General features: G+C 58.7%; 18 protein-coding genes and 1 tRNA gene. 8 read left to right on the plus strand and 11 right to left on the minus strand.

The window, feature by feature from the left end; all coding sequences use genetic code 11:
* The first annotated feature begins 5 nt into the window (after positions 1-5).
* Both modB and modC read left to right on the plus strand, forming a co-directional pair.
* On the plus strand, positions 6-683 hold the full coding sequence (gene modB / locus FY034_RS01570; RefSeq protein ID WP_265553227.1) for a molybdate ABC transporter permease subunit: 678 nt from the start codon (positions 6-8) through the stop codon (positions 681-683).
* 6 nt (positions 684-689) lie between these two features.
* Positions 690-1,742 carry a molybdenum ABC transporter ATP-binding protein gene (gene modC / locus FY034_RS01575; protein WP_265553229.1) on the plus strand — a complete coding sequence of 351 codons (1,053 nt, stop codon included), beginning with the start codon at positions 690-692 and terminating at the stop codon, positions 1,740-1,742.
* A gap of 67 nt (positions 1,743-1,809) precedes the next feature.
* Here the strand turns inward: modC and FY034_RS01580 are convergent, their stop codons facing one another.
* Both FY034_RS01580 and FY034_RS01585 read right to left on the minus strand, forming a co-directional pair.
* The gene (locus tag FY034_RS01580; RefSeq protein WP_265553231.1) at positions 1,810-2,853 is read right to left on the minus strand and encodes a potassium channel family protein; all 1,044 of its coding nucleotides are present in this window, start codon (positions 2,851-2,853) and stop codon (positions 1,810-1,812) included.
* 92 nt (positions 2,854-2,945) lie between these two features.
* Positions 2,946-3,524 (minus strand): thermonuclease family protein, encoded by a 579-nt coding sequence (locus FY034_RS01585; protein WP_265553233.1) that lies wholly within the window; start codon positions 3,522-3,524, stop codon positions 2,946-2,948.
* Between the two features lie 107 nt (positions 3,525-3,631).
* Here FY034_RS01585 and FY034_RS01590 point away from each other — a divergent pair, with 107 nt between their 5' ends.
* The 4 genes from FY034_RS01590 to mqnB are packed head-to-tail and all read left to right on the plus strand — an operon-like array spanning position 3,632 to position 6,966.
* Positions 3,632-4,795, plus strand: coding sequence for an aminotransferase (locus FY034_RS01590; RefSeq protein WP_265553235.1), 1,164 nt, complete (start codon positions 3,632-3,634; stop codon positions 4,793-4,795).
* 46 nt (positions 4,796-4,841) lie between these two features.
* Positions 4,842-5,444: a ribosome biogenesis GTP-binding protein YihA/YsxC gene (gene yihA / locus FY034_RS01595; protein WP_265553237.1), complete on the plus strand. Its 603-nt coding sequence runs from the start codon at positions 4,842-4,844 to the stop codon at positions 5,442-5,444.
* An 8-nt stretch (positions 5,445-5,452) separates the two neighbouring features.
* Entirely contained in the window at positions 5,453-6,241 is a 789-nt protein-coding gene (gene folE2 / locus FY034_RS01600) for a GTP cyclohydrolase FolE2 (protein WP_416222775.1), read from the plus strand.
* Entirely contained in the window at positions 6,238-6,966 is a 729-nt protein-coding gene (mqnB, locus tag FY034_RS01605) for a futalosine hydrolase (protein WP_265553240.1), read from the plus strand. The genes folE2 and mqnB overlap by 4 nt, the downstream gene beginning before the upstream one ends.
* A gap of 6 nt (positions 6,967-6,972) precedes the next feature.
* Here the strand turns inward: mqnB and FY034_RS01610 are convergent, their stop codons facing one another.
* Genes FY034_RS01610 through FY034_RS01635 form a run of 6 tightly spaced genes read right to left on the minus strand, consistent with a single transcriptional unit; the run spans position 6,973 to position 12,206 of the window.
* Entirely contained in the window at positions 6,973-7,524 is a 552-nt protein-coding gene (locus FY034_RS01610; protein WP_265553242.1) for a DUF4124 domain-containing protein, read from the minus strand.
* 25 nt (positions 7,525-7,549) lie between these two features.
* Entirely contained in the window at positions 7,550-8,236 is a 687-nt protein-coding gene (locus FY034_RS01615; protein WP_265553244.1) for a YggS family pyridoxal phosphate-dependent enzyme, read from the minus strand.
* Between the two features lie 3 nt (positions 8,237-8,239).
* The gene (locus FY034_RS01620; protein WP_265553247.1) at positions 8,240-9,949 is read right to left on the minus strand and encodes a methyl-accepting chemotaxis protein; all 1,710 of its coding nucleotides are present in this window, start codon (positions 9,947-9,949) and stop codon (positions 8,240-8,242) included.
* Positions 9,949-10,551 carry a Maf family nucleotide pyrophosphatase gene (locus FY034_RS01625; RefSeq protein WP_265553248.1) on the minus strand — a complete coding sequence of 201 codons (603 nt, stop codon included), beginning with the start codon at positions 10,549-10,551 and terminating at the stop codon, positions 9,949-9,951. The genes FY034_RS01620 and FY034_RS01625 overlap by 1 nt, the downstream gene beginning before the upstream one ends.
* Positions 10,538-10,816, minus strand: coding sequence for a hypothetical protein (locus tag FY034_RS01630; RefSeq protein ID WP_265553250.1), 279 nt, complete (start codon positions 10,814-10,816; stop codon positions 10,538-10,540). Before FY034_RS01630 ends, FY034_RS01625 begins: the two co-directional genes overlap by 14 nt.
* Positions 10,806-12,206, minus strand: a complete 1,401-nt coding sequence (locus FY034_RS01635; RefSeq protein WP_265553252.1) for an FAD-binding oxidoreductase — start codon at positions 12,204-12,206, stop codon at positions 10,806-10,808. The genes FY034_RS01630 and FY034_RS01635 overlap by 11 nt, the downstream gene beginning before the upstream one ends.
* Positions 12,207-12,394: 188 nt before the next feature.
* Between FY034_RS01635 and FY034_RS01640 the strand changes: the two genes are divergently transcribed.
* Together FY034_RS01640 and FY034_RS01645 are read left to right on the plus strand one after the other, a co-directional pair.
* Positions 12,395-14,683, plus strand: a complete 2,289-nt coding sequence (locus tag FY034_RS01640; protein ID WP_265553254.1) for a sigma 54-interacting transcriptional regulator — start codon at positions 12,395-12,397, stop codon at positions 14,681-14,683.
* 225 nt (positions 14,684-14,908) lie between these two features.
* The gene (locus FY034_RS01645; RefSeq protein ID WP_012468552.1) at positions 14,909-15,091 is read left to right on the plus strand and encodes a ribbon-helix-helix protein, CopG family; all 183 of its coding nucleotides are present in this window, start codon (positions 14,909-14,911) and stop codon (positions 15,089-15,091) included.
* Positions 15,092-15,188: 97 nt separating this feature from the next.
* Here the strand turns inward: FY034_RS01645 and rng are convergent, their stop codons facing one another.
* The 3 genes from rng to FY034_RS01660 all read right to left on the minus strand — a co-directional run bounded on the left by rng (position 15,189) and on the right by FY034_RS01660 (position 19,377).
* Positions 15,189-16,700 carry a ribonuclease G gene (rng, locus tag FY034_RS01650; protein WP_012468553.1) on the minus strand — a complete coding sequence of 504 codons (1,512 nt, stop codon included), beginning with the start codon at positions 16,698-16,700 and terminating at the stop codon, positions 15,189-15,191.
* Between the two features lie 37 nt (positions 16,701-16,737).
* Positions 16,738-19,227, minus strand: a complete 2,490-nt coding sequence (locus FY034_RS01655) for a TIGR03960 family B12-binding radical SAM protein (RefSeq protein WP_265553256.1) — start codon at positions 19,225-19,227, stop codon at positions 16,738-16,740.
* Positions 19,228-19,290: 63 nt separating this feature from the next.
* Positions 19,291-19,377, minus strand: a tRNA-Leu gene (locus FY034_RS01660).
* Positions 19,378-19,497 lie beyond the last annotated feature (120 nt).

The raw sequence follows: 19,497 nt of genomic DNA on the forward strand, positions 1-19,497 counted from the left end.
TCACCATGTTTCTTGCACCTGATGACCTAGAAACCATCTGGCTTACCATACGGCTGGCCACCACGGTAACCGGCATCCTGCTCCTGCTGGGCACGCCGCTTGCCTGGTGGCTGGCCCGTAGCCGCTCCTGGCTGAAAGGGCCGCTGGGGGCGGTAGTGGCGCTGCCGCTGGTGTTGCCGCCATCGGTGCTCGGCTTTTACCTGCTGCTGGCCATGGGGCCCAACGGCCCGGTGGGCTGGCTGACCACCAGCCTGGGTGTCGGCCCCCTGCCGTTTACCTTCTGGGGCCTGGTGCTGGCCTCGGTCTTCTATTCACTGCCGTTCATGGTGCAGCCGTTGCAGAACTCGTTTGAGTCTGTCGGGGACCGCCCGCTGGAGGTGGCGGCCACCCTGGGGGCTTCACGGCTGGATGCCTTTTTTACGGTCGCCCTGCCGCTGGCAAAGCCCGGCTTCTTAACCGCTTCAATCATGACCTTTGCCCACACCGTCGGGGAGTTCGGGGTGGTGTTGATGATCGGCGGCAACATCCCCGGTGCGACCCGGGTCGCCTCGGTGCAGATCTACGACCATGTTGAGGCCCTGGAATATGGGCAGGCGCACCGGCTGGCAGCCGTGATGCTGATCTTCTCATTTCTGGTGCTGCTGGGGCTGTATGCCTGGCGTCCCACGCCGAAAAAAGGGTAAGGCGCCATGGAACTGCAACTGAGCGTACGTAAACAACAGGGCGATTTTGTGCTGGAGCTTGACCTGAAGGTCAGCGGTGAGCGGATCGGCATCTTTGGCCCCTCCGGCAGCGGCAAGTCAACCCTGGTCAGTTGTCTGGCAGGACTGGCCAAGCCGGATGCCGGTCAGATCCTGCTGGATGGCCAGCCGCTCTTCAACAGTCGCAGCAGGGTTAACCTTGCTGCCCATCAGCGCAGGATCGCCCTGGTGTTTCAGCAGCACGGCCTGTTTCCCCATCTGGATGTGCGCAAGAACCTGCTCTATGGCTATCAGCGCTGCCCGTCTGCTGAGCGCCGGATTGAGCTTGCCGAGGTGGTTGAGGTGCTGGAGCTGGCGGATCTGATGGATCAGATGCCTCAGACGCTGTCCGGCGGTCAGAGCCAGCGGGTGGCCCTGGGACGGGCGATCCTCGCGTCCCCACGACTGCTGTTGATGGATGAGCCGCTCTCTGCCCTGGATGATGACCTGCGTTACCGGATTATTCCGTATCTGAATCTGGTGTCGGGACGGTTCGGGATTCCGTTTGTCTTCATCTCCCACTCGCTGGTGGAGATGCGGCTGATGGCCGATCAGGTGGCGGTGCTGGAAAAGGGAGGGCTGGCCGGTGTGGTCTCGCCGGAGCAGTTAGCCCGGCAGCGGATGGGACAAAGTCCTGCAGGCTATACCAATCTGCTGGAACTGGGAGTGCCGCAGGAGCGCCAGGGGTTGCTGGCCTACCCCTGGGCCGGTCTGGAGTTGCTGCTGTCCGGCACCAAACAGCCGGAAGCCGGCATGTTTGAACTGTCGTCCAAGGATATCATCCTTTGCAAACGCCACCCCGACGCCATCAGCGCCCGCAACCTGCTGCCCTGTACGGTCCGCTCACTCTTTGAGGCCGGCAGCAAGATCGGCGTTGAGCTGGATTGCAAGGGGGGGATACTGGTGGCCGAGGTGGTGCCTGATGCGGTGCGGGAACTGGAGGTCACCACCGGCAGTATCATCTGGGCCGCCATTAAGGCGTCGGCCTTCAGAAGGTTGTAAAAAAGTCAGTTGCCGTGCGATGTGTAGCCGTACCTTCTGATAACGTTTTACTTACCTGGGGCGGATACTAGACTACGTCCAGCCGTGATGGCCCGATAGTCACCAGGCGGCAGCCTGCCGTCACCTGTTCTGCTCCGGGCGGGTTCATCCTGACCTTGCCGTCTGTGCAGCTGATTCCCAGGGCCAGATGCCCCTGCTGGCGGCAGCGGGCTGCCAGGCCTTCAAAACTCCCGGTATCCGAGACCGGCACCAGATAGATCTGCTGACCCTGGCCGTTGCTGAGCAGGTCTCCCAATACCTCCTGTACCCCCGGATTCAGCAGCTCCTGACTCAGGAAGTGCGCATCAAAGCGGCTGGTGCAGACAATCCGGTCGCAGCCGGCCTTGCGCAGCAGCTCTTCCGAGGCCGGGTCAATACATTCCACCACGGTGTTGACCTGTTTGCAGCGCCCCTCGATCGCCAGGGCGATGGTCACATTCAGGTTGTCCGAGGCCGGGTCGGTGGGATCGCGGGTCAGGATGACGGCATGCAGGGCCTGATCAATGGCGGCCCGTTGCAAGGTCTCATCACGGGTGGGATTGCCGCGCACGTACCGGACACCCCGCTTCTGCAGCTCAGCCGGCAGCTCATCAAGCTGCTCATCCACCAGGACAACCGGCATGCTGTTTCCCACCGCCCTGTCCAGCGCCAGCTCCTGCAGAATCCGCTCCACCTTGGCCAGCCCTGCAAAATTGAATATCACCAGATGATCAGACAGTTTGAAGGTTGACATCCCCTTGATCTCCTTTGTTTTGGATGTGACCAGTGCCGCAGCCACCATGGAAAGGGCATAGCCCAACAGGCCGATACCAAAGACCATGATCGGCCAGCCCACCAGGAAGCGGCCACCAAAGCTCTTGGGAAAGAAATCACCATACCCGACCGTGGCAATGGTGACGATGGTGTACCAGAGCCCGTCCCCCCAGCCCAGATCAGGGTTGCCCGGCAACTCGAAATAGAGAAATCCGGTGGTGCCGTAGAGCAGCACCGCCAGCATCAGGACCAGTACCCGCAGGTACTCAGGCGGATTGCGCAGCATGGTTTTCATGAAATAGTGCAGAACCTGATACATATCTTACCCCCGTGTCAGGGTTTAAAAACGTAACGAGGAAGGCCGGATGCAAGGTGCAGGGAACGCCGCAGAGGGCCTTCACGGCAGGTGTTTCATTGGTTCTGGTTGCGCCACTCCCGGATCATGGCCAGCGCCCGCTCGCTCGCTGTTGCGTTTGACCAGAGCCCGCGCCGTCCGGCCCGGGCCTGTTCCTGCTCCTGCAGATAGCTCTGCATGGCCGGAAAGGGGTAGACCGTGTAGACCAGCGCCAGCCCCTGCCGCACCAGCCGGATGGCGATATCCTCGTCATCGACATACAGGGTGGCCAGATAGCGGCCATACTTGTCTTTGGGGGTGCTGCCCAGCAGAACCCGGACCGGGCGATCAAGCATGCTGCGCTGGATGGTCTCCATGGCGGCCTGGGCAAAGGGGGTGACCACATCTTTTTCCACCTTGGCGTCAAAGGATTTGATCCCCACGATCCTGATGGTGACCGGCGGCTGCCCTTCCCGCGCTGCAACCAGGCTGTCGCCGTCGATCACCTTGACCAGCCGGACCAGGTCGCCGCTTTCTATCTTGCCACCGGCACTCTGGACGCTGCGGCGCTGTTTTTCGGCATTGATGCCGTAAAAGGCGGAAGCGCCGACCAGGAAGATGATCACGGCCCAAAAGGCAAGAGTCGGTCGATCCATGCGCATTTGCCTCCCCATAAAGATGTGCTATAACAGAGTTCTGATCAGGTCTGCACCATCCTTTATACCAATAAAAGTCTGCTTGTACAGAGGAGCCGGGTTGTTCCATGCGTTTTTCCCTGAATGAACATGTCAAGGCGGTCCATCCTCCGCCGATCAGCGAGGTGAAGGAGTGGGCCGCCCAGCGCCCTGCCGATGCGGCAGCGCTGATCGATCTCTGTCAGGCGGTACCCGACTACGCCCCGCCGCTGGAACTGATCAGCCATATCCAGCAGGTGGCGCTGGATCCGCTGACCAGTCGCTACAGCCCGGATGAAGGGCTGGCGGAGGTGCGGGAGTCTGTCTGTCATCGCTACCGGCGCCGCTATGCCGCCAAGATCAACCCTGATCAGGTCTGTCTGACCGTCGGGGCCAGTGCCGCCTTCTGGCTGGCCATACTGACCCTCTGCCATGCCGGTGATGAGGTGATTGTTCAGCTGCCGTGCTATTTTGATCACCCGATGGCCCTTGGCAGCCTGGGGATCAGGCCGGTCTATGCCCCCTACAAGGAAAGCGAGAAGGGGCTGCCCAATCCGGATACCATTGCCAGGCTGATCACTCCCCGTACCAGGGCGATCCTGCTGGTCTCCCCCAGCAATCCCACCGGCACCGTCATCCCGCCCGATCTGCTGCGCCGGCTGTATTTTCTGGCCCAGCAGCACCGGATCGCCCTGATTCTTGATGAGACCTACAGTGATTTTATTGAAGGGATGCCCCATGACCTGTTTACCATGGAAGAGTGGGGCAGCACCCTGCTGCAGATCATGTCCTTTGGCAAGAGCTACGCCCTGACCGGCTACCGGGCCGGCATGCTGGCTGCGGCACCGGAGGTGATCAGGCAGGCCTTGAAGATTCAGGATACCATGACGGTCTGCCAGCCCCGCATTACCCAGCTGGCGCTGCAGTACGGCCTGGATTACCTGGATCAGTGGGTGGAGGTGAACCGGCGGATGATGACCTTCCGTCATAATCTGTTTACCGAGGAGTTCTCCCTGCCCGGTAACCGCTTCCGGCTGGCAGCCAGCGGCAGTTTCTTCGCCTGGGTCAGACATCCCTTTCCCGGCAGGAGCGGCCGCGAGGTGGCCAAACGGCTGGCGGTCGAGGCCGGTATCCTGACCCTGCCGGGCGAGGTCTTCGGCCCCGGTCTGGAAGAGTACCTGCGTCTGGCATTCGGCAACATCAAGGAAAAGGCGATCCCGGAGGCGATCCACCGCTTCCGGCGTTTTGCCTGATTATCCGCTTGCCCCGTAGCGGGACAGCACCTATACTGCGTAAACTATGCATATTCATCAGACAACCTTCATCAAAAGCGCCGTTAAACCGGCAGACTATCCACCGGTTGACCTGCCTGAGATCGCCTTTGCCGGGCGCTCGAATGTGGGTAAATCTTCCCTGATCAACGTCATTGTTGAGCGCAAGGCACTGGTTCGCACCAGCTCCACCCCCGGCCGGACCCAGCTGATCAATTTTTTCCAGGTGACCGGCGTTCCGTTCTCGCTCAACCTGGTTGACCTGCCCGGCTACGGCTATGCCAAGGTGCCACTGGATGTGAAACGCCAGTGGGGGCCGATGATGGAGCGTTATCTTTCGGGCCGGGAGTCGTTGCGCGGGGTGGTGCTGATCCTGGATATCCGCCGGATTCCCTCTGAGGAAGACCTGCAGATGCTGAACTGGCTGCGCTCCTACAAGCGCCGTCCGATCATCGTACTGACCAAGTGTGACAAGGTAACCAAAAACGAGCGGGCCAAACAGACCGCTGCCATTGCCGCCAAGCTGGAGATGGACAAGTCACTGCTGATTCATTTTTCCGCCCTCTCAAAGGATGGACGCGATGCGGTCTGGCAGGCGATCCAGGATGCTGTGGAGGAGGAGACTCCATGACCAGAACCATGCCTGACCTGCAGCAGAGCCGTGACCACCGCAAGATCCCGATCCGCAAGGTGGGGGTCAAGAATATCTCCTACCCGATTGTGGTGCAGGACAAGCATCGCTCCCTGCAGCATACCGTGGCCACGGTGGATATGTATGTGGACCTGCCGCACCAGTTCAAGGGCACCCATATGAGCCGCTTTGTGGAGATCCTGAACCGGCACCGGGAACAGATTGCTCTGGACCGGCTGGAGGAGATCCTGCAGGAGATGCGTCAGAAGCTGGGGGCCGAGACGGCCCACCTGCGGGTGGAGTTCCCCTACTTTATCGACAAGGCGGCGCCGGTCTCCAAGGCCCGTTCCCTGATGGAGTACACCTGCGAGTTTGACGCCTGCCTCAGTGGCGACCAGCTGGATTTTGTGCTGGGGGTCAAGGTGCCGGTCACCTCGCTCTGCCCCTGCAGCAAGGAGCTGTCCCGCTTTGGCGCCCATAACCAGCGCAGCATCATGACGGTCAAGGTCCGTTACCAGGACTTTATCTGGATTGAAGACCTGGTGGAGTTGATCGAACAGTGCGGCAGCAGTCCGCTCTATGCCCTGCTGAAACGGGCTGATGAAAAGCATGTCACTGAACAGGCCTACCAGAACCCCCGTTTTGTGGAGGATATGGTGCGGGAGGCCTACCTGCGGCTGGCCGCCTCGGAGAACATCACCTGGTTCTCGGTTGAGGCGGAGAACTTTGAATCGATCCACAACCACTCGGCCTATGCCGCGGTGGAGCTGGACCGGCGGGATGCAACGCAGCCATGAGACCGATCCTGATCCTTTCTGCCGTGCCCTGTGAGATTGAGCTGCTGGTCGCTGCACTGGACGAGCCGTACTGTGACCCCAACGCCGTCTTTTCCGCAACTGAAGGGAACCTCGGCGCCACCCGGCTGGTCTGTTGCGCCGGCGGGATCGGCAAGGCCAATGCCGCATCGGCAGCCACCTCGCTGATTGAGCGCTATCATCCGGAGCTGATCATTAATATCGGCTGTGGCGGTGCCTACCCCGGCAGCGGGCTTTCGGTGGGTGATCTGGCCGTGGCAAGCGATGAGATCTTTGGTGATGAAGGGGTGTTGGCTCCGGCCGGCTGGATGGATATGAAACAGGTGGGGCTGCCGCTCTTTTCCGAGGCGGAGCGCGCCTGGTATAACAGCATCCCGCTGGCCCGGCATGAGGCACAAAAGGCGATGCAGCTGGCAGACAGCCATGGTCTGCAGCTGGTGCGGGGGCGCTTTGTAACGGTGTCAAGTTGTAGCGGTACCAAGGCCCGCGGCCTGGAGCTGGCCCGGCGCCACCAGGCGGTCTGTGAAAATATGGAGGGGGCAGCCATTGCCTTGACGGCACTGCGCTACGGCGGGATCCCCTGCCTCGAGATCCGCGGGATCAGTAATCTGGTGGAAGACCGCGACATGTCACGCTGGGATATCGGCCGGGCCGTGGAGGCAGCGCAACGTTTTGTGATCAAGGTGATTGAAGAGTACACCAAATAGCAACCGCTACTGGCTGAACTCCGGTGGCAACCCGGCCTTGTTGGCCTGCTCCACCAGTTGATTGAAGCGCAGCCGTGTCGCCTCATACTCCTGATTAAGCTGCTTGGTGCGGGCATTGTGATCTGCGACTTGTTGATTTGACAGCATTCGCTTGCCTTCCCCGGTTTCCTGCCTCAATGTTTCCCGGTCCTGCTCAATCCGTTTCAGTTCAGCACGCAGCTGTTGAAATTCGGTCTGCCATGCAGCAGCGCTGCGATCACCGAATCTGGTGGCCGGTGTTGCTGTTGCACCGCCGTTGGCGTCTGCTGCGGGTGGGCCGGCTTTGGCTGCCGGTGCTGCGTCAGGCCTGGAGGCTGGTACGTTAGCGGTGGGCCGGGTGTCACTGCCCGTCTCCTCACCGGCTGCCTGGCGCAGTGCCTTGGTCCGGTATTTGGGGGGCACGGCGCCGATATCATCGGTAAAGTGGATTGTCCCGGCAGGATCGGTCCAGGAATAGGTGGCTGCCTCTGATGATACCGGCAGCAGCAGTAGGAGTGCCAACAGCGCCAGACGTGTCATTGAAACCTTCCTTTCCAACAGACTCCTAACGTTCGCCAAAAATAGCCGTGCCGACCCGTACCAGGGTGGCACCTTCCTCAATTGCCACTTCAAAATCGCCGGACATCCCCATGGAAAGCTCAGTCATCTCAACGCCAGGGATCTCCGCGCTTCTGATCTGGTCGGCCAGCAGCCTCAGTTCCTTAAAATAGGGCCGGGCCGACTCCGGGTCATCAAAAAAAGGTGGCATGGTCATCAAGCCCCGGATTCTGACGTTGGGCAGCGGGGCGATCGCCTGCACCAGTGCCAGGGCCTCAGCTCTAGTGGTACCTGATTTCGTGCTTTCACCGGAGACATTGACCTGTACCAGAATATCGCAGGGAGCGGCCAGCTTTGTGCGCCACTGCCGGTCAATCTCCTGGGCCAGTGACAGCCGGTCAACGGTATGGATCATGCTGACAATACCGGGGAGATACTTGACCTTGTTGCTCTGCAGGTGGCCGATCATATGCCACTCAACGGGACAGGTCAGTTGAGCGGCCTTGTCGACCAGCTCCTGGACATAGTTTTCGCCAAAAACAGTCTGCCCGCTTGCCGCGGCCTCAGCGACCAGCGCTGCCGGGTGCAGCTTGGAGACCGCCACCAGTCGCACCGCAGTCGGGGCTCTGCCTGAGATCGCGCAGGCCCGCTGTATCCGGGCCTGCACCGCTGCAAGGGTATCGGCGACAGGCATCAGCTAGACCCTGAACCGGCCGACCTGGCTGGCCAGGCTGCCGGACATGTTTGCCAGTTCAGTCGCCTCCTGGCCGGTGGCATGGGCCTGGGCAGTGCTTTTGTCCACTGCCGAGACAATCCGCTGCATGTTGCCGCTGATGTCGTTGGTGGTGGCGGTCTGCTCTTCGGCGGCAGTGGCGATCTGGTTGATCTGGCTGGTCACCTCGGAGATTTGAGCCAGGATCTCCTCCAGGGCCTGCCCTGATTTTGCCGCCTCGACGGTGCCCTGCTCTACCGCCTGCACCCCGGCACCCATGCTGGCGACCGCTGTGGCGGTCTCCTGCTGGATGACCTTGATCATTTCGCCGATCTCCCGGGTGGCCCGGGTGGTCCGCTCTGCCAGGGCCCGTACCTCATCGGCCACCACGGCAAACCCCCGTCCCATCTCACCGGCCCGGGCCGCTTCAATGGCGGCATTCAGGGCCAGCAGGTTGGTCTGGTCGGCAATATCTTCGATGGTGCCGATAATCTGCCCGATCTGATCGGAACGGGCCCCCAGCGTTTCCACGGTATGGGAGCTTTCCTCTACCCGGTCGGCAATGGCCCGGATACTGGCCACAGCCTGGCTGACCACGGCAGAACCGTCCTGCGCCGTCAGGCAGGCCCGGTTGGCGTTTTCATAGGCCTGGGCGCAGCTCTGGGCAATGCTCTGGGACGTGGCTGCCATCTCTTCAACAGCGGTTGCCACCGAGACAGACTGGGATGACATCTCAAGTGAGCTGTCGGCAATATGTTCTGCGGTTGTATGCAGGCGATCGGCGGCAGCGTTGAGCCCTTGGGTTCCCTGTGCCACGTCGCGGATGATGGTGTGCAGGTTTTCCAGGAAGCGGTTAAAGGTACGGGCCAGCACCCCGGTCTCGTCCTCACGCTGGATCGGCAGGCGCCGGGTCAGATCCCCTTCGCCGCTGGCCATCTGTTCCAGGGCCTGCTGCATGCTGTTCAGCGGGCGTACTACGCCGCGGCCGATCGCAACGGCAATGGCGATGCCGCAGGCGGCAATCAGCAGGGTGCCGGTCAGTAAGATCCACATTACCCTGGCTGCCTGTTTGTTGACATCATCCACATAGATACCGCTCCCCATCACCCAGCCCCATGGTTCGAATTTTTTGACATAGGAAAGTTTGGGGTACAGCTCCTCGGTTGTGCCGCCACCCTGCTTGGGTTTGGGCCACTGGTACATCACAAAGCCGTGCCCGGCACGGTCAGCCACCTCAACAACGGCTGAAAACAGGTTCATGTCGCTCAGCTTTTTGGTCGGCCCATCCGCAGCATCCTGCATCAGCGTGGCCTTGTTGAACTTGGTGTCATCCAGGACCTTGCCGTTCAGGGCCGGCACCGTGGGATGCATGATCATCCTGGGGACAGGCTTGCCAAGGTCGTTGATCCAGAGGTACTCCTTGCCTTCGTAGCGCAATCTGGCCACCTGCGCAGCTGCCTCCTGCTGGGCCTGTTCAAGGGGCAGTTTGCCGGATTTGGCCGCGGCATCATACTGTTCCAGGACCCCCATGGCCAGTTCAACGATGTGGCGGGTGGCCAGTTCTTTCTCCGTCATCAGGTTGTCTTTGAACATCGGCAGGATGTAGCCGAAGAGCGCTGAAATCAGTAACAGCATGGTCAGCAGGGTGATGCTGACAATCTTGCATTGGATACACCAGTCACGGTAACGTTTCATTATGGTTGCTCCTCTTGAGGCCATGCGCCGATGGTATGCAGGGTTTCCACCAGTTCACAGGTGGGCAGTCCCACCACATTGGTGTAGGAACCGTGGATTTCCCGCACGAAATGTGCTGCACCGCCCTGAATGGCATAGGCACCGGCCTTGTCCATCGGGCAGCCGGTCTTGACGTAGTCTGCAATCTCCTGCTGTGATAACGGCTTGAAAACAACCTCTGTCCGTACCGCACGCTTGATGCAGACGTTGCTCTGCTTGTCCAGCACCGCGTAGGCGGTGACCACTTCGTGCTCTTTACCGGACAGCTCGGTCAGCATCCGCACTGCATCGTTTTCATCCACAGGCTTGCCCATGATCCGGCCATTCAGAACTACGATCGTATCAGCACCGATAAAGTATCGGCCGTCTGTTTCGCGCTCAGCAGCAGCACGGGCCTTTTCCTCGGCCAGGCGCAGGGCGTGTGCAACCGCCTCTTCGCCCGGTAACGGTTCTTCCGGGATATCTGCCGCTGCAACCCGGAACCGGACCGCTGCCAGTTCCAGCAGCTCGGAGCGGCGGGGTGAGGCAGAAGCCAGTACGATGGATGATTCAGTTGCCGCCACGTCTGCGCTCCTCTTCCCGTGCCTGTTCACGCCGTTTCTGCTCCTCAAGCTCGGCCCAGTGGGCCTTCCAGTCCTTTTTCTTGACCTTGTGCAGCACAAACACCCCCGGGATAATCAGGATGCCGAAGAAGATGTTTGATTCAACACCGTTGATCAGCCCATAGGCCAGCGAGGCCACGCCCATCAGGAACAGGGCCACTTCCAGCGAAAAAATCCGGCCGACCAGTGAGCTCTCCTGCCGCTCTTTTGCCTCATCATGCTGCATCTGAAAACTCCTTCCACGGAAAGATCTTTCCGGGGTTCAGAATGTTATTGGGGTCCAGCGCCAGTTTAATCCCCTGCATCACCTTGATCTGGGCCGGGGTCAGCTCCATCTCGATAAAGGGCTGCTTGGCCAGTCCCACGCCATGCTCGCCGGACATGGTGCCGTTCAGGTCCAGGGCCGCCTGGAAGATCTCCTTGATCGCGCCATGGGCCTTTTCCTCCTGGCCGGGAATCTCTTTGTTGATCATCACATTGACATGGATATTGCCGTCGCCGGCATGGCCGAAGTTGACGATCGGGATGTCGTACTTCTGCTGGATCTTTTCAATCTCGCGGATTACCACCGGTACCTTGCTGCGAGGCACCACGATATCCTCGTTGAACTTGTGGGGATTGACATCCCGCAGTGAAGGGGACACCAGCCGCCGTACCTTCCAGAGCGCCTCAGATTCGGCGTTGTCCTTGGCAGCCCTGAACTGGACCAGCCCCAGCGGTTTGATCAGGTCATGGATGCGGGCAGCCTGCTTTTCGGTCAGCTCCCTGTCTCCATCCACCTCAATCAACAGCACGGCACGGCCTTCCGGAGGTATGCCCAGGTTAAAGCGTTTTTCAACGCACTGCAGGGTGGCATAGTCCATGAACTCCAGCGTGGTGGGGATGATCTTGGCGCCGATGATGGTGGAAACCGCCCGGGCTGCGCCATCGATTGAATCAAAAATGGTCAGCATGGTTTTCTTCGCTTCAGGCAGCGGCAGCAGTTTGAAGATGATCTTGGTGATGACCCCCAGAGTGCCTTCGCTGCCGCACAACAGGCGGGTCAAGTCATAGCCCACCACCGCCTTGTAGGTCTCGGTGCCGGTACGGATGATCTCGCCAGTGGGCAGTACCAGCTCCAGCCCCATCACAAAATCCTTGGTGACGCCATACTTGACGCAGCGGGGGCCGCCGGCGTTCTCCGCCACGTTGCCACCCAGGGTGGAAAACTTCAGCGAGGCCGGGTCCGGGGGGTAGAACAGCCCCAGCTTCTCCACCGCCTTCTGGAAATCCTCGGTTACCACGCCCGGCTCCACTTCGGCAATCAGGTTTTCGGTGTCGATCCTCAGTATCCGGTTCATCCGGGTGGTTACCAGCACCACACCACCGGCCTTGGGCAGGGCGCCGCCGGTAAAACCGCTGCCGGCACCGCGGGGAAAGACCGGAAACTTGCGTTGATTGGCAAGTTTTAAAACCGCTGCCGTCTCTTCCGCATTGGCCGGATGCACCACCGCAGACGGAAGGAACTCCATCTGGGTGGCATCATAGCCGTAGCAGATCAGGTCCTGCTTTTCGGTGGCAAGATTGTCAGGGCCGACAATGGCACGGAGTTCTTGAATAATAGTCGCGTCTAACATACGGCTCCTCTGCTCACGTAGGGGGTTAACTTTAGAATCTTACTCGATGCACTGATTCAATAGCAAGTGAAACGGGCAGCCTCCTTCGCTCTCCCCATCACACTGCGTAAACAATATGTGTCAAAAGTTGCACACATTGTTGTGATTCTAGTGTATAGTAGCCTAAACTTCTGCCGGGGGCTTAATCCATGCAACCGATTATTACCTACAAAGAGCGCTGCCGTACCTGCTACTCCTGTGTCCGGACCTGTCCGGTCAAGGCGATCAAGGTGGATGAGGGCTATGCCGAAATCATCTATGAGCGCTGCATCGGCTGCGGTAACTGTCTGAATTGTCCCCAGAAGGCCAAGGTTGTCGTGGATCGGATGGTGAAGACCCAGGAACTGCTGGCGTCGGGTGATCCGGTTGTGGCGGTACTGGGCTGTTCATTTCCTGCCTTCTTTCATTCCTATACGCCAGGCCAGCTGGTTGCGGGCCTGAAAAGCCTTGGTTTTCATGAGGTGCATGAGGGGGCGTATGGCGCCCGGATGATTGCCCCCCATTACGCGCAGGAGATTGCCGGAACAGACCGCCCCTTGATCTCTACCCACTGCCCTGCGGTGGTTGATCTGATTGAACGGCATTACCCCAAGCTGCTACCCAATCTGATGCCGGTGGTTTCACCCATGGTGGCAATGGGACGCTTTATCAAAGAGGCGTTGGGGCCGCAGGCCAGGGTGGTCTATCTCAGTACCTGCATTGCGGCAAAGTTTGAAATTCAGTCCCCTGAGGTGGCCAGTCTGGTGGATGTGGTGCTGACCTACAGTGAGATCGAGCTTTTTTTCCGTCGTCGCGGCATCACGCCGGCAAATCTGTCAGAGGCGGCCTTTGATGGCATTGATCCGCAGCAGGGGCGGATGTTTACCCTCTCCGGCGGACCGTTGCGGGCACTGGACATCGCCACTGATTTTCTTGATACGGAGACCGTTGCTGCTGAGGGGGAAAGCCACACCCTGGAGATTGTCCGGGATCTGGCGGCCGGCCGGATCAGCCCGCGCTATGTTGACCTGCGTTTCTGTGATGGCGGCTGTGTTGACGGACCCGGAAAAAATCGTGATCTGACAAACCTTTTCAAGCGCAATCTGATTATCCGCTATAACAGCAGCAATATCCCCTACCGTACCGCTGCCCATTACCGCTCGGCGGTCTCACCTGCCCAGCTTTCCCAGAGCTTTCAGGATAAATCGATCAAACTGCCTGCGCCGAAAAGTGACGATGTGCGCAGAATACTGCATGCCACCGCAAAATTCAGCCAGGGAGACGAGTTGAACTGCCGGGCCTGCGGCTATGCCACCTGTCGGGAACATGCGGTTGCCGTGTTCCAGGGGCTGGCCGATATCGGCATGTGCCTGCCCTATAACCTGCGCAAGATGGAGGAAGACCGCGGCCTTCTGATGCAGAAGTATGAACTGATGTCGCGTGAGCTGGACAAGCAGCTGGGTGAGGATATGATCATTGGTGATGATCGGGAAAATGCCGCTGTTGTTGATCTGATCCGGCAGGTCGGGCCGACCCCCACAACGGTCTTGATCCGTGGTGAAACCGGTACCGGCAAGGAGCTGACGGCACGGGCCATTCACCGCCTGAGTACACGGGCCGATAAGCCGCTGGTTACGGTCAACTGTACGACGCTGGCGGATTCCCTGCTGGAAAGTGAACTGTTCGGCCATAAGAAGGGGGCGTTTACCGGTGCCATTGCTGATCGCAAAGGTCTGTTTGAGGCAGCGGATGGCGGCACCATTTTCCTGGATGAGATCGGTGACATTACCCCCAAGCTGCAGGCCGAGCTGTTGCGCCTGCTGGATCAGGGCGAGGTGCGGCCGGTGGGGGGGACTGCCGTCAAAAGGGTGAATGTGCGTCTGATTGCAGCCACCAATAAGGACCTGGAGCAAGGGGTCCGGGACGGATGGTTCCGGGAGGATCTCTACTACCGCCTGAATGTCTTTTCTATTGACCTGCCACCGTTGCGGGAGCGTCCGGAGTCGATCCCGATCCTGTCCCGCCACTTCCTTGAGAAGGCGCGCAAAAAACTGAATAAACGCCTGACCGGGATTGAAGAGCGGGCAGTAACCGCTATGCGGAATTACCGCTGGCCCGGTAATATTCGCGAGATGCAGAATATTATTGAACGGGCCGCGGTCCTTTCGCAAGACGGGGTGGTGCGTCTGGAAAATCTGCCTTCGATTTTCCGGGAAATCTTTGAAGAGCGGGCCGGTGTCCTGCCTGGTGTGCGTCGGACCTCGTTTAAGGCTGAGCGGGAGACCCATGTGGTGCGTCTGGAACGTAACCTGATTCTGCGTTATCTGGAGGAGGCCGGTGGGAATGTTTCAAAGGCCGCCCGCCTGGCCGATGTGCCGCGCCGTACTTTTTACCGCCTGCTGGAAAAGAACGGGATTGCGGTACAGCGCAAACTGGAGCGGGGCTTGGAGGTTGTCTAATGAGCCACGGTAACTCGTTCTAGAATAGTGTATACTTTTGTCTTTTGTGTGTCGATTGTGGCACATAAAAGAGGCTGTGCACAATAAGATGAGAATGGTCTAATTTGGTAACAGCCTAAAATTATTGTATTTAATGCGTTTGTTTCTGTTTTGGCATGGTGTTGGCATATATGGAGTCATAACGTAAACACCACCACCATTTCCATACCAAGGAGAACAGACAACATGGGCAGAATGAGAGAAAATCCTCGTTATAATGTGATTTCAATGCGGGTTAGTGACGAAGAGCGTGAGCAGCTTGAGTCTTTGGTGCGGCGTACCCATAAGTCGGTATCCGACATCATGCGCGAAGCCATGGTTGCCCTGACCATGCAGCTTGATCATCGCGATCTCCGCAAGGCAGCCTAAGCTTATCAGTACAGGCTGAGAGAAATAAAAGCGGCGCAGGAAAAATCCTGCGTCGCTTTTGCGTTGTACGATCAAATAGTGCTGCTAGCCGGGGTGATTAGCTGATAACCACCTCGAACTGTTCTTGATGGAAGCCCGGCTTGGCCCTGACTGTGACCCGCTTCTTAAACTTCTTTTCAAGCTCTTCCAGCCCGCGTCGCTCTTCATCATAGAGCAGGTCAGCCACCTGGGGGTGGACACTGAGCAGGACCTTTGTGCCGCGGATATCCAGCATCTCGCGCCGCAACTCCCTGAAGATCTCATGGCAGATCGTGGTCTTGGACTTGACGTAGCCGCGCCCCTCACAGTAGGGGCAGGGTTCACACATCATTCTGCCGATGCTTTCCCGTACCCGCTTGCGGGTCATCTCCACCAGTCCCAGCTCGGATATCTTCAGGATATTGGTCTTGGATTTATCACTCTTGAGGGCATCTTCAAGGGCTGCATAGACCTTCTCGCGGTTGACCTCTTTCTCCATGTCGATAAAGTCGATGATGATAATGCCGCCAATATTGCGCAGGCGCAGCTGGTAGGCGATCTCCTTGACCGCTTCAAGGTTGGTCTTGAGGATGGTGTCTTCCAGATTGTGCTTGCCCACAAAGCGGCCGGTGTTGACGTCAATGGCGGTCAGCGCTTCGGTCTGCTCGATAATGATATAGCCGCCTGATTTCAGCCAGACCTTGCGTCCAAGGGCGCGGCTGATTTCAACCTCCAGGCCGTACTGGTCAAAAATCGGCTCCTCCTCATCATACAGTTCGATGGAGGATTTCATCTTGGGCATAAAGGTGGAGATAAACTGCACAATCCGGTCATGGTCGGCCTTGGAGTCGATCACAATACGATTGACGTCATCGGTCACGATATCCCGGACCACCTTCTGCACCACATCAAGGTCGGCGTGGATCAGGCAGGGGGCCGTTGCCTTCTCCTTCTTGTTGACGATCTCGGCCCAGATCTTGGCCAGGTATTCCATGTCAGCCCGCAGGTCTTCTTCGGTCTTGCCTTCCGATGCGGTGCGGACAATGAAGCCGCAGCCGGGTTGGCGCAGGCGGTCAACGATTTCGCGCAGCCGTTCCCGCTCCTCTTCCTCTTCAATCCTGCGGGAGATGCCGACATGATCAACGGTGGGCATGTAGACGACATGACGGCCCGGCAGCGAGATGTGTGAGGTGATGCGGGCCCCTTTGGTGCCGATCGGTTCCTTTGAAACCTGTACCAGCAGTTCCTGGCCCTCCTGCAGCAGGTCTTCGATCGGATGCAGCACCTTGAATTCCTGGTCGCTGCTGTCATCGTGATGGTCTTCCTTCTTGCCGCCATCCATCAGGTTTTCATACTCTTCAATGGCGTCGAACACATCGGCCACATACAGAAAGGCCGCCTTTTCAAGGCCGATGTCAACAAAGGCCGCCTGCATGCCGGGCAGTACCCGGACTACCCGGCCCTTGTAGATGTTGCCGACGATCCCTTTTTCCCGCGTGCGTTCGATATACAGCTCTGCAATGGTCCCCTTTTCAATCAAGGAGATGCGCGTCTCATGGGCGGTGACGTTAATAACAAGTTCTGATGCCATGGTGATACCTCTATAAAAAAGTTGGATGAAATTTTACTTAGTATGCCACAAAAACAACTGATGTCTTTTCAATATGTACAGTTTTTAAGGCATCAGGTGTCAGGCCGGTGATGGCGGCAGTCAGTTCAATCGCCTTGCCCCGGCCGATGGTGAGCTCAAGGCTGTGCCCGTTTGCGCTCAGCTCTCGGGTTTCCCTGCGTAGATCGATGGTCTGCTGCTGACCTTTTTTGGCGCGTACCAGTACCCAGGATTCCTGTGCCATAAATTGCACACATTGGTTCCGGAGCGTTTCCGGGTCATAGCCGGGCAGGGTGACCCGGTAACGGGTGGCCTCAATCAAGGGAGAAAGCGAGGGGGCCTTCAGGTCAACCTCGTGTGATTCCAGTATGGCGATGCCTGCCGGCAGCACTTGGTTAAGGCGCCGGAGTGCCTCATCAGCCCCGATGTCACCCACAAACAGGTCCAGGTACTCGGCCTGTGATTCAACGCCGACCGACGTGGCTGTGGCAAAGGAAAAGCGTGGATGGGGGTGGAACCCCTGGCTGTACAGGATCGGTACACCGGCCCGTTGTACGGCACGGGTAAAGAGGTTGATCAGGTCAAGGTGGCTCAGATAGCGGATCGGGCCGGTCTTGGAGAAACGCATCCGCAGGCGGCGTTGGGTAATTGCATCAGGAGTCGCCGGTAATCCGCTGGCGGTAAGCGCGGGTTGCTGCTCCGGTACAACACGGTTGGCCACCGTTTTAAAATCGCAGACCCCGCAGTTGGAGCAGGCGCCAAAACGGCAGTCCGGGGTTGCCGCCTCGCTGTGGGCCCGGTTAAGCTCTTTCAGCAGAAAAGCCTTGTCAATGCCGGCATCCAGGTGATCCCAGGGCAGCAGTTCGTTCTGGTCCCGTTCCCGTAGATACCAGTTGGGATCAATGCCGCACTCGCTAAAGGCCTGCAGCCAGCGCTGCAGAGAAAAATGTTCGTTCCAGCCGTCAAAACAGGCACCCAGTTCAACGGCACGTTCAAGCACGTCGGCCAGACGGCGGTCTCCCCGTGCAATAACCCCCTCCATGAAGGATAGTTCTGCATCCTGATACTTGAAGTTCAGTTTGCGCCGCCGCATCTCATCCTTCAGAAAACGCTGGCGATCACGGGTCTCGTCAAGGGAAAGCTGGCGTTGCCACTGGAAAGGGGTGTGGGGCTTGGGCACAAAGGTGCTGACCGCCACGTTGACTTCACCCTGTCCACCGGAACGGCGGGCCTGGTTTTTGACCTGGCGGGCAAGTTCGGGGATCGCCTGAAGGTCGTCCTGGGTTTCTGTGGGGAGTCCCATCATGAAGTACAGCTTGATCAGTCGCCAGCCGGCGGCAAAGATGTTGTAGGCGCCTTCAAGCAGGTCCTGTTCCGAGATCCCCTTGTTGATGACCTGGCGCATCCGTTCGCTGCCGGCTTCAGGTGCCAGGGTAAAACCGGTTTTGCGTACCTTGCGAATTTCGTCAATCAACTCCGGGGTCAGGGTGCCTACCCGTAATGAGGGGAGTGAAACGGCAACCCGCCCCTGGGCATGGCGGGCCATCAGCTCCTGCAGTAGCGGCGCAATGCAGCTGTAATCGCCGGTGGAGAGTGACAGTAGCGAGATCTCTTCATAGCCGGTGTTTTTTAGCGAGGTCTCAATCAGCTCATTGATCCGTTGCGGAGAACGTTCGCGCAGGGGGCGATAGATGTAGCCGGCCTGGCAGAAGCGGCAGCCGCGGGTACAGCCGCGTGCAACCTCAATCGCAACACGGTCGTGAATGGTCTTCATGAACGGGATGATCGGGCTGTCAGGAAAGGCGGCTGCTTCAATATCAGGCAGGAAACGTCTGCGTACGGTCGTGTAGCCAGATTTTAGCGGCTGTATTGAGGCAACCCGGCCGTCGTCGTGGTAGACAAGGTTGAAAAATGAAGGCACATAGACGCCAGGGATGCCGGCAAGCTGTGCGAGCAGCTCCTGTTTGTCACTGTTGCCCAATCGTTTCCAGTCTCGTACACACTGGGCGATCTCAAGCACCGCTTCTTCGCCGTCACCCAGTAAAAAGGCATCAAAGAACGGGGCCAGCGGCTCGGGATTGTAGGCGCCGGGGCCTCCGCCGATAATGAGCGGCCCGCCGTCTGCGCGATCGGCAGCTCGCACAGGGATGGCGGCCTGGCGTAGCATGGTCAGGATATTGGTGCAGGAAAGCTCATACTGGAGTGTAAAACCGATAATATCGGTCTCTGCGAGCGGTGTGGCTGTTTCAAGGGTGGTGAGGGAAACCTGCTCGGCTGCCATCTGGGCCGCCATGTCGGGCCAGGGGGTGTAGGCGCGCTCGGCGGCAATGCCATCCTGGGTATTCAGGATCTGATAGAGAATGCGAAGCCCGAGGTGACTCATACCGACTTCATACACATCGGGAAAGGCCAGGGCGATGCGTAGATCAGCAACCGGCTTTACGACCGATCCCATTTCGCCACCCATGTAGCGGGCCGGTTTTTCAACACTCAACAGATCCAGAGGCATGGTGGTCCCTTGCTGAAAAAGAAAAACCTCCGAAGTCTACACTTCGGAGGCATTTTCTTTGAATGGTGCCCAGGACTAGACTCGAACTAGCACACCCTTGCGAGCACAAGAACCTGAATCTTGCGTGTCTACCAATTCCACCACCTGGGCAAGGAAAAAATTTATTAGCACTGCATGCCGACAAATGCAAGCATTTTTTTGTGTGCTTCCGCTAAAAATCAATCCGGGCCGCTCATCACCCCAGGTGAAGGCCGGCCCGGATGTTGCTGC

The organism is Trichlorobacter lovleyi (genome assembly GCF_015239775.1).
Classification (GTDB): domain Bacteria; phylum Desulfobacterota; class Desulfuromonadia; order Geobacterales; family Pseudopelobacteraceae; genus Trichlorobacter; species Trichlorobacter lovleyi_B.

Excerpts from the sequence above, each read along its gene's own strand:
- mqnB (WP_265553240.1), top strand. The coding sequence starts at position 6,238 with ATGAGACCGATCCTGATCCTTTCTGCCGTGCCCTGTGAGATTGAGCTG.
- FY034_RS01640 (WP_265553254.1), top strand. The coding sequence starts at position 12,395 with ATGCAACCGATTATTACCTACAAAGAGCGCTGCCGTACCTGCTACTCC.
- FY034_RS01580 (WP_265553231.1), bottom strand. The coding sequence starts at position 2,853 with ATGTATCAGGTTCTGCACTATTTCATGAAAACCATGCTGCGCAATCCG.
- FY034_RS01585 (WP_265553233.1), bottom strand. The coding sequence starts at position 3,524 with ATGGATCGACCGACTCTTGCCTTTTGGGCCGTGATCATCTTCCTGGTC.
- FY034_RS01610 (WP_265553242.1), bottom strand. The coding sequence starts at position 7,524 with ATGACACGTCTGGCGCTGTTGGCACTCCTACTGCTGCTGCCGGTATCA.
- rng (WP_012468553.1), bottom strand. The coding sequence starts at position 16,700 with ATGGCATCAGAACTTGTTATTAACGTCACCGCCCATGAGACGCGCATC.
- FY034_RS01645 (WP_012468552.1), top strand. The coding sequence starts at position 14,909 with ATGGGCAGAATGAGAGAAAATCCTCGTTATAATGTGATTTCAATGCGG.
- yihA (WP_265553237.1), top strand. The coding sequence starts at position 4,842 with ATGCATATTCATCAGACAACCTTCATCAAAAGCGCCGTTAAACCGGCA.
- FY034_RS01630 (WP_265553250.1), bottom strand. The coding sequence starts at position 10,816 with ATGCAGCATGATGAGGCAAAAGAGCGGCAGGAGAGCTCACTGGTCGGC.
- FY034_RS01590 (WP_265553235.1), top strand. The coding sequence starts at position 3,632 with ATGCGTTTTTCCCTGAATGAACATGTCAAGGCGGTCCATCCTCCGCCG.
- FY034_RS01655 (WP_265553256.1), bottom strand. The coding sequence starts at position 19,227 with ATGCCTCTGGATCTGTTGAGTGTTGAAAAACCGGCCCGCTACATGGGT.
- modC (WP_265553229.1), top strand. The coding sequence starts at position 690 with ATGGAACTGCAACTGAGCGTACGTAAACAACAGGGCGATTTTGTGCTG.
- FY034_RS01635 (WP_265553252.1), bottom strand. The coding sequence starts at position 12,206 with ATGTTAGACGCGACTATTATTCAAGAACTCCGTGCCATTGTCGGCCCT.
- FY034_RS01620 (WP_265553247.1), bottom strand. The coding sequence starts at position 9,949 with ATGAAACGTTACCGTGACTGGTGTATCCAATGCAAGATTGTCAGCATC.
- modB (WP_265553227.1), top strand. The coding sequence starts at position 6 with ATGTTTCTTGCACCTGATGACCTAGAAACCATCTGGCTTACCATACGG.
- folE2 (WP_416222775.1), top strand. The coding sequence starts at position 5,453 with ATGCCTGACCTGCAGCAGAGCCGTGACCACCGCAAGATCCCGATCCGC.
- FY034_RS01615 (WP_265553244.1), bottom strand. The coding sequence starts at position 8,236 with ATGCCTGTCGCCGATACCCTTGCAGCGGTGCAGGCCCGGATACAGCGG.